The following is a 12,132-nucleotide window of genomic DNA, read 5'->3' as shown; positions in this document are numbered from 1 at the left end:
CGTTTAAGGTTAACCTTGATTCTTCTCATCGTCAACCACTTCATAATCAGCGTCTACCACGTTGTCTTTCTTGGCATTGCCTTCAGAAGCTCCCTGGCCGCCTTCAGCGCCTTGCTCAGCTTGTGCAGCCTGTTCATACAGCTTCACAGACAACTGCTGTACGATCTCATTCAGCGCCTCTGTAGCGGCAGTGATTTCTTCCAGGTTGTCGGTTTCAAGGGAAGCCTTCACTTTGTCTTTGGCTTCATTGGCTTTCTCGATTTCGGAAGCATCGACTTTGTCAGCCAGGTCCTTGATGACTTTGTCCGTGGAGTATACGAGCTGGTCAGCGTTGTTCTTTGCTTCTACCAGTTCTTTACGCTTACGGTCTTCCTCAGCATGCAGCTCGGCATCCTTCATCATCTGTTCTACTTCAGCATCGCTCAGGCCGCTGGAAGAAGTGATAGTGATCTTCTGGCTCTTGTTGGTGCCTTTATCCGTAGCAGATACGTTAACGATACCGTTGGCATCGATGTCGAAGGTTACTTCGATCTGCGGTACACCGCGCGGTGCCGGTGGAATCTCGTTCAGCATGAAGCGTCCCAGTGTCTTGTTGCCGTTCGCCATCTGGCGCTCACCCTGCAGCACGTGGATTTCCACGCTTGGCTGGCTGTCAGCGAAGGTCGAGAACACCTGCGATTTGCTTGTAGGGATCGTAGTGTTGCGCTCGATCATCTTCGTGAATACGCCGCCTGCAGTTTCAATACCGAGGGACAGCGGAGTTACGTCAAGCAAGACTACGTCTTTAACATCACCAGTCAGCACACCCGCTTGAACAGCAGCACCAAGGGCTACTACTTCATCCGGGTTAACGCCTTTGTGAGGCTCTTTGCCTGTAAGCTTCTTGATTGCATCCTGTACGGCAGGAATACGAGTGGAACCGCCGACCAGCACGATTCTGTTCAGATCAGCAGGCGTCATACCGGCATCGCTAAGCGCTTGACGGGTTGGTCCCAGCGTACGCTCTACCAGGCTTGCAGTCAGTTCGTCGAACTTGGCACGGGTCAGGTTGACCTCCAAATGCTGAGGTACTCCGTCAACAACCGTGATGAACGGCAGCGATACAGTAGTTGTCAGTACGCCAGACAGCTCTTTTTTCGCTTTTTCTGCAGCGTCTTTCAGACGTTGTACAGCCGCTTTGTCCTTGCTCAGGTCAATGCCTTGCTCTTTCTTGAATTCAGCCACGAGATAATCCATAACCAGCTGGTCAAAATCATCCCCGCCCAGACGGTTGTCACCGCTGGTAGCTTTGACTTCGAAGAAGCCGTCGCCCAGTTCGAGGATCGATACGTCGAATGTACCGCCGCCAAGGTCATAGACAAGGATCGTCTGGTCTTCGGATTTCTCCAGACCGTATGCAAGTGCTGCTGCCGTTGGCTCGTTGACAATACGCAGAACTTCGAGACCGGCAATCTTGCCCGCATCCTTCGTAGCTTGACGCTGGCTGTCATTAAAATATGCAGGAACCGTAATAACCGCCTGGGTTACTGTCTGGCCCAGATAGGCTTCGGCATCGGATTTCAGCTTCTGGAGAATCATCGCCGAAATTTCCTGTGCGGAGTAGTCTTTGCCGTCAATGCTTTCTTTGTGGTTCGTACCCATGTGGCGCTTAATGGAAGCGATGGTACGGTCCGGGTTCGTAATGGCCTGGCGTTTCGCTGTTTCACCGACGATACGCTCGCCGTCTTTCTTGAAGCCTACCACCGACGGGGTTGTACGCGCGCCTTCCGGATTCGGGATAACGACGGCTTCGCCGCCTTCCATAACGGCAACGCAAGAGTTGGTGGTTCCAAGGTCAATACCGATAACTTTACTCACTGTAATTTGCCTCCTCAGACATAAGGTGAAGCCCCGGGGCTTCAACCATTCATATTGTTATTGTGGTGTAACGTTGTTTTCATAAAATAATGCTCACTTATATAGACAGAACTACATGCTGACTTTGACCATGGCCGGACGAAGAACTTTATCTTTCAGGAGATAGCCCTTCTGGACTTCTTCTGTCACGATGCCTTCCTCGTGCTCCTCGCTCTCCACCTGCATGATCGCCTGATGATATTCAGGGTTAAAAGGCTGTCCCACCGTTTCCATAGCTGTAAGTCCTTCAGACTTAAGTACCCCGTCCAGCTGACGGAAAATCATATTGATGCCTTTGGTGAACGCCTCGGAATCTGCGCCTGCCGGAGATGTAGCCAATGCACGCTCGAAATTGTCGAGTACCGGAAGCAATTCAGTTACGAGCTTGGAAGTCGCATATTGCGCCAGCTCTTCCTTTTCCTTCTGTGTGCGGCGGCGGAAGTTATCGAAATCAGCCTGTACACGCAGTGCGCGCGCCTGATGTTCATTCGCAAGCTCCTGCAGCCGTCCGAAATCCTCTCCACTGCCTGAAGCCGCCTCGCCGGCCTCTTCAGCCGTAAATGTGCCAGTGCCTTCTGCAGCTTCCGCCTCATCAGCAGCCTGGTTCTCATTTATGGAGGGATCATTCTGTTCTTTCATTTCCTGAACCTCTTCCTCTTTCAAGTTGTCTTCACCTCCTTATCATCATTCACCGTAATCAATTACGCTCTGTTCACTTATACCAGTGTGCCAGCATCGCTGTCAAATCCCGGGACAGAATCCCCAGAATGCCCATTACGCGCGCATACTCCATCCGGGTCGGACCCAGGATACCGATGCTCCCCAGCGCCTTGCCATCCAGCGAATAGGTAGCGGTAATCAGACTGCAGTTCGCAAAAGCATCATGCTTATTCTCTGTACCAATGCGCACTTGCATCCCTGTTCCGCCGCTTGCCGGGGTCAGCATTTTGAGCAGGGTTGGCGTCTCTTCCAGCAGGTCCAGAATATTCTTCACCTTGTCGACGTCCTTGAACTCCGGCTGGGTCAGCATATTCGTTGCTCCGCTGAGATAGATGCGCTGTTCATGGTCACTTTCGAGCGCCGTGTCCAGCACCTGCATTAATTCTTCATAGTGGGAGATGTGACGCTGCATTTCCTCACCCAGCTCGGAATAGAGCTGGCTCTTCAGCTTATAGAGCGGTACATTCACCAGCTTGCTGTTCAGCAGATTGACAACCTTCTCCATCTCGGATACAGAAATATCCGGAGGAAGGTTGACGATCTTGTTCTCCACCTGCCCCGTGCTGGTAACGATAATCGCCACCGCAGTGTTGTCATCGAGCGGAAGCAGCTGAAAGTGGCGCAATGAAGTATGAAAAACCTCCGGTCCCAGCAGGATGGAAGTATAATTCGTCATATTGGAAAGAATCATTGCCGCATGTTGGATAACCTGCTCTGTCGCATTCAGCTTCTCGGCGAAAAAAGCGCGGATCGTGCCCAGTTCGGCCGTTTCGGCGGAATTCCACGGTACCAGATGGTCCACATAATAGCGGTAGCCCTTATGAGAAGGGATTCTCCCTGCCGAAGTATGAGGTTGTTCCAGGTATCCCAGGTCCTCAAGATCAGCCATTTCGTTGCGGATCGTTGCAGGACTGTAGCCTACATCGCCGCGTTTCGAGATACTGCGCGAGCCTACCGGCTCAGCGGAAAGAATATAATCATCTACGATTGCATTCAGTATCATTCTCTGGCGTTCAGTTAACATGTTATTCCCTCCTATCGGCTGTGGCTCCGATTCGTTAGCACTCTAGTCAGATGAGTGCTAACCACTATTACAAAAATACCAAACTGACCTTGGCATTGTCAAGTCAGTTTCACAAATCACAAAGCACTGCCGGATGCATTTTTTTCAAGATAAAACCATTATTTCGGATATGCCCCCGCAACCATTCATCCGCTTCATCGTCAGATAGAACAGGGGGTGATGAAATGCGCTTGATGAAATCATGGTTATTTGCCATATCCGCAGTGATCCTATGTGTGCTGTTGCTTACGGCCTATACAGTGAAAACTACTCAGAACAAGTGTTACTTTGGCGAAGTGGATTATGCATCCGTCCTGCAATGGAATGGTGTCCTCTATGGCGGTGATACGGATAGTGATCTCAGCGGACTGAGCAAAGGGAAGGCTATCGGCAAGGTTACCTACAGCAAAATCGAGCATAGGTGTCCCCGTAAGAAGATGCAGGATGGAGATGCCACGAATCTGAAGACAGGTACACCGCTCTATGAAGTGAATGGATATGAACCTTCGGCGAGAATCTGGGCGGGTGACCAGCTCTATGAGGCGTACAGCAACCCTGCAGCCAGAACCCTTAACGATCTGCTGGATGTCACCGGCAAAATACAAACCGTCCGTTTCATCAGCGGGAATGACGGTTCAGACCTGATGAACTTTACTCCGGAGGCCAACGCCATATTTATCCGTGAATTCCCCAAGCTGGAGTACATCCCGCATGAGGAGCTGTCCAAACAGACCAAGAGCTGGGTAGGCAATCTGTACTGGATGGAAATCGAAATGAAAGACGGGTCCACCAGAAGGATTACCTATAATACAATGTTCCCTTCATTTCACTCTGCCTATGCCACTCCGGAGCTGGCCGAGCTGATAGAGCAGCAGCGCAAGCTTATTTATGCCAGGTAACCGGTCAACAGCATGTGTGCGCGAAGCGGAATTGTTGTATGTTTTACAACTTGGACTCTTAGATAGGCAGGTGTTTAGGCGGATTGTTGTACGAAATACAGGAATTGTCCCGCTGAAGCGCTTGAAGGCGGAGGATTGTGCCTTTCGTACAACAATTTCGGATTATGGGTAAGATTATGAGGTAAATGTTGTATAATGTGCAGGATTTCTCATCGAGAAGTTCTTGCGACAACAGCAGCACAGATCCAAATATTCACTATATAGAGTGAAGTGTAACATCCACATATCCGCGCAAAAAAACCACTCCCCCCGGAGCTTCCGATCCGTAGGCAGTGGTTTCTTATTATATAGGTTGCCGCAGAACCTGTGGCCCCCGGGTTAATCCAATCTCTTCAGCACAGCGATTTCATCGCAGGCATGCTGCTTCTTGCAGTTCACGCAATCTGTCCAAACCTTCTCGGGGAAAATCTCCTTCTCCACCACATCGAAGCCGTTTCTGAGGAAGAAATCCACAGCATAGGTCAGCGCCATAATCTTCGGAATTTTCTGGCGTCTGGCTTCTTCGGTCAGCTTCTCCAGAATCATCGAGCCTACGCCTTTGCCCTTGCCTTCATCGCGCAGACCGATCGAACGTACCTCTACGAGGTCGTTTCCGAGTCTGAACAAGGATCCGCAGCCGACAAATCTGCCGCCGATTTCGGCAATCACGAACTGATCGATCTGGCGGGCCAGTGCTTGCCTGGAACGGGGCAGCATAATTCCGCGCTGAGCGTATTCCTCTATCATCAGATACAGCGGCTCTACATCCTCCACTGTAGCATTTCTGCATATCACTTGCTCATCTCCCGCAGGAGAAGACTGGCGGAACACATCCGTTTTGACAAGCACTTTGACTCACCCCTCGTTGTTAATATGAATAAATATACAACAGAGTGAATTACAATTCAAGGGGTATTTTAAAATTAAACTTCTGTCAAAGCACCGACAAATTCTCCAAATACATCGTTGCCGAACAGGATTCCCTGCTTGCTCAGACGATAGGTGTCCCCGGCCTGCTCCAGCAGCCCGGCCTTAAGCATTTTATGCAGCGATCCTGCAAAAATATCCTCCAGCGACTTCCCGAATTGTGAGCGGAATGCCGTATCCGACACCCCTTCGCGCATCCGCAGGCCGACCATCATGAAATCCTCCATCGCCTCCTGCTCAGAGATAGGGAAGCTGTCCAGACGGGGTAGCCCGCTACGCGTAGCTTCATTATACGGATTAACGCCCTTGATATTCATATGCCGCTGGCGGCCCACATATCCGTGCGCCCCGGCACCGAGGCCATAATAATCCTCGTTGCGCCAGTAGGTAATATTGTGGCGGCTCTCCAGCCCCGGCTTGGCAAAATTACTGATCTCATATTGCGTATAACCCGCAGCCTCCATGGTGGACATAAGCAGCAGATACATCGCCAGCTCATCCTCTTCATTCGGCAGGGGAAGTTTGTTCTTATTAAATAGGGTGTGGAACAGCGTGTTCTCCTCAACCTTAAGACTATAGATAGAATAGTGGGGAAGATCCAGCGCCAGCGCCTTGTCGATGCTCTCTCTCAGCATATCCACCGTCTGGTTCGGCAGGCCGAACATCAGATCCAGCGAAAGATTATCCAGCCCGGCCGCGCGGGCATTCTCCAGACTGCGGTAGACATCATCCACATCATGAATGCGGCCGATTCCGCTCAGCAGCTCGTTCTGGAACGCCTGAACGCCGAAGCTGACCCGGTTGACGCCGCCTTCCTTCATTACTCTGAGCTTATCTATATCGGTAGTGCCGGGATTAGCTTCCATAGAGAACTCGATATTCTCATCCCATTGCGGGAAGTGTCTGCGGACCGATTGCAGGAAATAGGCCATCTCATCCGGTTTAAGCACTGTAGGCGTACCGCCGCCGACAAAAATGGTCTTGATTACACCGGGAGGCGTGTTCTTCACGGTCAACTCCATCTCACGGTCAAGGGCATACAGATACTCCATGACCGGCTGATCCTTCAGGACATAGGAATTGAAATCACAGTAGAAGCACTTATTGGTGCAAAAGGGGATATGAATATATACGGCCTCAGGGGGACGGCCATTGTGTGCTGTGTTCATAGCTGTCTCCTTTGTTCTATTTAATGTAAAAGCTGTTTGCAGCCTCTGCTGCTGAAAAGTAAGAAGAAACGGCTGCGCCGCCCTGCTTAGGACGGCACCCGTTTCTGCGAGAAATAAGCGATGATTATTATCTTAATCCTGTTCCTCCGGGAAATATAATATTCCCAGAAAAGGGAAGCCCTACGGCTTCCCTTGCAGGTCTATAACCCAGCTGTCAGCTCCAAGGAGCTTGCACACTGCTACTCAATCTGAAGCACAGCCATGAACGCTTCCTGCGGCACCTCTACGCTGCCGACTTGCTTCATGCGCTTCTTACCTTCCTTCTGCTTCTCCAGCAGCTTCCGCTTACGCGAAATGTCACCGCCGTAGCATTTGGCCAGTACGTTCTTGCGCATCGCCTTAACGGTCTCGCGCGCAACCACCTTCGTGCCGACGGATGCCTGGATCGGCACCTCGAACATCTGGCGCGGGATAATGCCGCGCAGCTTCTCGCAGATGACCCGGCCGCGGTTATAAGCGCGGTCGCGGTGAACGATGAAGGACAACGCATCGACCTGCTCATTGTTGAGCAGGATATCCATCTTCACCAGATTCGACTGGCGGTACCCGGAAATCTCATAATCGTAGGAAGCATAACCCTTTGTTCCCGATTTCAGCTGATCGAAGAAGTCATAGACAATCTCGGACAGCGGAATCTCATACGTAATGGTTACACGGTTCGTATCCAGATACTCCATGTTAACGAATTCCCCGCGTTTGTTCTGGCATAGCTCCATAACTGTACCCACGAAGTCGTTCGGTACAATAATTCCTGCCTTCACATATGGCTCTTCAATGAAGTCAATCGTCCCGATCTCCGGATAATGCGACGGATTGTCGATCTGAATGGTCTCACCGTTAGTCAGCTTGATGCGGTAAATAACGCTTGGCGCTGTAGTAATCAGCGGCAGATTGAACTCGCGCTCAATCCGCTCCTGAATGATCTCCATGTGCAGCAGTCCAAGGAAGCCGCAACGGAAGCCAAAGCCCAGAGCACTGGAGCTTTCCGGCTCGAAGCTAAGGGAAGCATCGTTCAGCTGCAGCTTCTCCAGCGCTTCACGCAGATCATTATAATCAGAGGTCTCAATCGGATACAGACCACAATAGACCATCGGATTGATCTTGCGGTAGCCCGGCAGCGGTTCAAGCGTCGGATTCTTGGCATCCGTTACCGTGTCACCGACACGCGTGTCGCCAACATGCTTAATCCCGGCCACAATGAACCCGACATCGCCGATGTTCAGCTCAGGCACAATGGTCATACGCGGCATGAATGCCCCGACTTCGATAACTTCAAAGGTCTTGTCGGTTGCCATCATCTTAATCTTGGAACCGGCACGGATACTTCCGTCCATAACGCGGACATAGACGATAACGCCTTTGTACGGGTCATAGTGGGAATCGAAGATCAGAGCCTTGAGCGGTTCTTCGGAGTTGCCTGTCGGCGCCGGAACCTGCTTAACGACCTGCTCCAGAATCTCCTTAATGCCGATGCCGGCTTTGGCGGAAGCCAGAACCGCTTCGCTCGTATCCAGCCCGATTACATCCTCAATCTCCTGCTTCACCCGGTCAGGGTCGGCATTCGGAAGGTCAATCTTGTTGAGCACCGGAAGAATCTCCAGATTGTTATCGAGTGCCAGATACACGTTAGCCAGGGTCTGGGCTTCAATCCCCTGCGCTGCATCCACTACCAGCAGTGCGCCTTCGCAGGCGGCAAGACTTCGGGATACCTCATAGGTGAAATCGACATGCCCCGGTGTATCAATCAGATTCAGATAATAATCCTGTCCATCGTCGGCACGATAGGTCAGGCGTACAGCCTGCAGCTTAATGGTGATGCCGCGTTCGCGCTCCAGATCCATTTGGTCGAGTACCTGCTCCTGCATTTCACGCGAAGTGAGCGCACCTGTATACTCCAGAATGCGGTCAGCCAGTGTCGATTTGCCATGGTCTATATGTGCAATAATCGAGAAATTGCGAATTTGTTGTTGTCGTTTCTGAACGTCAGTCATTCCTTACCCCCACAGACAGCCTAATGTTAATCCTCTTATTATAACAGTACGGGCTTCACCCATCAATCCCGCCAGCTGCGGGAAAATAAAGAAACACCCGGGGCAGCCAAAAATCACAGGAGAATCCGTAAAAAAGAACGGCTGCACGCTCCAATTCAGCGGCAACCGTTGCATAATGATATATTAACCTCCAAAGTCTGTCCGGCTGCACACGGGCCCCCTTCACTCCTCCGATGAATCGAAGAGGGAGACTACCCAGCGGATGCTTTTCTGCGAAGCCTGCTGCAGCAGGCCGGCCGTCTTGTCCGCGAGCACATCTACGGTCGGCTTCTGTTCCTCAGGAATCAGAATCTGCTCAGGACTGAGGGTAGTGTAGTCCTTCACTTCCTGCTGCGGAAGGCTCCCCGTGCCGGCTGCTGTATCCGTACCAGCTGCAACTGGCTGCTGCACAGGCAGTACCTTGTAGGCCCCGGTAGCCGGATCAATGACAACCGGCACATACACATAGGCTTGCCCGCCCTGAGCCCTACCCGCGGCCGGAAGAGACGCGGCTCCCGCTGTACTGCTCTGCCCAGCCTGGAGCTGTCCACCGGCCGAAGAAGTATTCCCGGCCATAGTGTTCCAGCCCGGCAGCACGCCGGAGACTCCTGAACCGCTGCCCCCGCCGAATTGCAGACCCACCAGAAGCCCGACTCCCGCCCATATCCCGACCATGACCAGCTTTTTACCGAACCGCGTCATATTCTCCGCTCCTTTTTCAAGTGAATTAGCTTAGGAAGCACCGCCTGCGGATGTCTTCGCGCTCGTGCCCTCCAGTTTGACATCGCCCTGTTCAGGCGCCGCCGCTTTCTCTGCATCCCGGCTGGCCCAGTACACATCAGCGATGGCATCTGCCAGAATATCTGCTGTCCGCTTCAGCTCTTCGGCAGAATTATCGATTCCGCCTACCTCAATCAGCACGCTGTTCGGGGATAGTGTCTGGTTATACTCCCCATTATTCCCGTTTCCTGAGGATTTCCCCCATATGCCACGGGATACTCCCGGATAATTTTTCTCCAGCAGCTGATGAATCTGATTGGCGAAGGCCTCATTTTGCTTCCAATTCTTATTCGCATGCCCGAGGATGAAATACACCTGCGCATAATTTTTACCGTTAATTTCTGCAGTGGTTTTGCCATGCCGCTGCGAGTCGCGGTGGATATCGATCAGCTCGCTCATTTCCTGATTGGCGGCCATCGCCGATTTAACAGTCATTCGTGAATATTTATAGGAGAAGTTCCAGTTATAATCCGGCACCTCCGTGGCGTAATCCTCCTGTGCATGGACAGTTCCTATCCCACGGGCTTCCAGCCGCTTGGCAATATATGATCCTACCAGCATTACATTCTTGGAAGGAACCGCAGAGCTTGGATTATCGCTTACTGCGCCAAGCAGAGGATTATAGGCCTCACGGGGATGGGAATGATAGATTAGGATACGTTTGATCGAGGTATCCCCGGTACCGTTCTCCGCATCTCCGCTCCCGGAATAACCTTCACTCTCACCAGGGTCTGTAACCGTACCGCCTGAATCCGGTGCAGGCGTAGCCTCCGGCTGCACAACTTCTCGGCCCGGGTTGTCCGTTTCGCCTCCGGCAGGCGGATCATTGGTCCCCGCCTCTGTGCCTGGGCCCAGGTCCGTTCCCGGATCAGCACTGGTTCCCGATTCCCCACCAGCCGCTAACTCATCGACACCGGGATGATAATCCGCAGGCGCCCCCGCGGTACCTGTCCCCCCGGAGCCTTCCCGGAGCAGGAAGGGATCATCTGCTGCAAGGCCGGGCATCTCACGCGATACCAGACTCTTGGGATCGCCCGGGTCCACACTGGTAAGCAGCCGGAATACGAAGGAGGTGACCTTGTCGCCCGAGAATGCTGAAGGCTCCTCACCCTGCGGCAAATGCGGAACCTCCATGCCCAGCAGCTCCATGAAGAAGCCGCTGGAGAGTGATGCAGCCAAGCCCTTCATAGAGGGAATGGGTGAAGAGTTCAGCTTCTGTCCGGCCAATCCGCCGGCTCCAAGCAGCATGAAAAATACAAGTGAACCTCCGGCCAGCAGCAGCATCGTTCTCCCCAGCGACAGAACATCTAGCAGCCTTCCCCGCAGCCGGCCAATATTCCATAGCTGAAACCATTTTCTGTTCATGATTGTTATGTCCTCCTCTAAGCCCTCTGTAATCTCTCATACTCCAAATCTATGAGCGAAAGAGTAATGCTAGAACCTTAGAATGAGAGGACATAGAGAAGACCCGCAGGCAGTGCTGCCTTGCGGCAGACTGTGCGGGCCTATGAAGAACGGTGCAGATTAGTGAGTATAGGCTCCAACATTGCCCGGATCTACCGCTTCATGCAGTGCAGCGTTGAGTCCACTGGCGACAATATTGGCGATCTCTTCAATGAACTCGTCGATCTCCTTGGGGGTGACGATCAGGTCATGCCCCAGCGGTTCAAGCACTTCCTTAACCAGCGCCAGCCGCTCCTGCTCGGAGATATCATCCAGCAAGCCCATAATCTCTTTGGTATGGGCACCGCCGCCTTCCATATTCCCGAAATGATTGCTCATCATCTCCAGCACGTTGTTGACGATGGTAGAGGCGTAGCAGACAGTAGGGACACCGATGGCGATGCAGGGAACACCTAGCACCTCCTTGGTCAGACCCCGCCGTTTGTTGCCGATGCCTGAACCCGGATGGATGCCGATATCGGCAATCTGGATCGTTGTATTGATTCTTTCCAGCGAACGGGAGGCCAGGGCATCAATGGCTATAATCACATCCGGCTTCGTACGGTCTACAATCCCTTGTACAACCTCACTGGACTCAATGCCGGTCAGGCCGAGCACACCAGGGGCAATCGCACTCACATTCCGGTAGCCGGGGGAGACCTGATCAGGAACCAGTTCATAGAACTGCCGGGTAATCAGCGAATTCTCTACGACCAGCGGCCCAAGAGAGTCCGGAGTTACATTCCAGTTGCCAAGCCCCACAATAAGTACGGAGGAGTTCCGGTTAATGCCGATCCTGTCCAGAAAATGCTCAAATTCACGGGCAAACACAGTGGAAACCTTCTGCTGCAGGCCGGTATCGCCTCCGCGCAGTGCAGGAACCTCCAGCGTCACGTAGTTGCCGATGGCCCGTCCGATCGCCTGGGAACCGGCATTGTCTGCTACAGCAAGCCGGGTAACCTTGATGCCATCTGCTTCTTGCACTTCTTCATTGACGCCGGGAATGGGCACATTGGACCGCGCCTGAGCCATTTCCTTTGCTTCCACTGCCAAATCCGTTCGTACCGAATACAGCTGAAGATCCAGTTCCATTATTAGTTCAGCCT

At 52.4% G+C, this 12,132-nt stretch carries 10 protein-coding genes; 1 reads left to right on the top strand and 9 read right to left on the bottom strand.

Annotated elements, in window-relative coordinates; genetic code table 11:
• Positions 1–9 precede the first annotated feature (9 nt).
• The 3 genes from dnaK to hrcA form a co-directional block, all read right to left on the bottom strand.
• Complete coding sequence (dnaK, locus tag MKX70_RS13600) at positions 10–1,857, bottom strand: molecular chaperone DnaK (RefSeq protein WP_042238604.1); 1,848 nt, start codon at positions 1,855–1,857, stop codon at positions 10–12.
• A 111-nt stretch (positions 1,858–1,968) separates the two neighbouring features.
• On the bottom strand, positions 1,969–2,559 hold the full coding sequence (gene grpE / locus MKX70_RS13595) for a nucleotide exchange factor GrpE (protein WP_042238606.1): 591 nt from the start codon (positions 2,557–2,559) through the stop codon (positions 1,969–1,971).
• Between the two features lie 49 nt (positions 2,560–2,608).
• Positions 2,609–3,640: a heat-inducible transcriptional repressor HrcA gene (gene hrcA / locus MKX70_RS13590; protein ID WP_039309603.1), complete on the bottom strand. Its 1,032-nt coding sequence runs from the start codon at positions 3,638–3,640 to the stop codon at positions 2,609–2,611.
• A 224-nt stretch (positions 3,641–3,864) separates the two neighbouring features.
• On the opposite strand from hrcA, the gene MKX70_RS13585 reads away from it, so the two are divergent.
• On the top strand, positions 3,865–4,578 hold the full coding sequence (locus tag MKX70_RS13585) for a hypothetical protein (RefSeq protein ID WP_340840185.1): 714 nt from the start codon (positions 3,865–3,867) through the stop codon (positions 4,576–4,578).
• A 378-nt stretch (positions 4,579–4,956) separates the two neighbouring features.
• On the opposite strand, the gene MKX70_RS13580 is transcribed toward MKX70_RS13585, so the two are convergent.
• The 6 genes from MKX70_RS13580 to gpr form a co-directional block, all read right to left on the bottom strand.
• Complete coding sequence (locus MKX70_RS13580) at positions 4,957–5,466, bottom strand: N-acetyltransferase (protein ID WP_340840184.1); 510 nt, start codon at positions 5,464–5,466, stop codon at positions 4,957–4,959.
• A gap of 74 nt (positions 5,467–5,540) precedes the next feature.
• Positions 5,541–6,713 (bottom strand): radical SAM family heme chaperone HemW, encoded by a 1,173-nt coding sequence (gene hemW, locus MKX70_RS13575; RefSeq protein WP_340783468.1) that lies wholly within the window; start codon positions 6,711–6,713, stop codon positions 5,541–5,543.
• A gap of 239 nt (positions 6,714–6,952) precedes the next feature.
• On the bottom strand, positions 6,953–8,764 hold the full coding sequence (gene lepA / locus MKX70_RS13570; RefSeq protein ID WP_340783466.1) for a translation elongation factor 4: 1,812 nt from the start codon (positions 8,762–8,764) through the stop codon (positions 6,953–6,955).
• A gap of 222 nt (positions 8,765–8,986) precedes the next feature.
• A complete protein-coding gene (locus MKX70_RS13565; protein ID WP_340783464.1) occupies positions 8,987–9,505 on the bottom strand; it encodes a hypothetical protein in 519 nt (172 codons plus the stop codon).
• Positions 9,506–9,535: 30 nt separating this feature from the next.
• Positions 9,536–10,948 carry a stage II sporulation protein P gene (locus MKX70_RS13560; RefSeq protein ID WP_340783462.1) on the bottom strand — a complete coding sequence of 471 codons (1,413 nt, stop codon included), beginning with the start codon at positions 10,946–10,948 and terminating at the stop codon, positions 9,536–9,538.
• 159 nt (positions 10,949–11,107) lie between these two features.
• Positions 11,108–12,118: a GPR endopeptidase gene (gene gpr, locus MKX70_RS13555; RefSeq protein ID WP_340783460.1), complete on the bottom strand. Its 1,011-nt coding sequence runs from the start codon at positions 12,116–12,118 to the stop codon at positions 11,108–11,110.
• Between the last annotated feature and the right edge of the window lie 14 nt (positions 12,119–12,132).

Origin of the sequence: Paenibacillus sp. FSL R7-0312, assembly GCF_038004445.1 — a bacterium.
Taxonomy (GTDB): domain Bacteria; phylum Bacillota; class Bacilli; order Paenibacillales; family Paenibacillaceae; genus Paenibacillus_AQ.
Note: the sequence above shows the minus strand (reverse complement) of the source record. Positions and strands in the feature narration are given on the sequence as shown.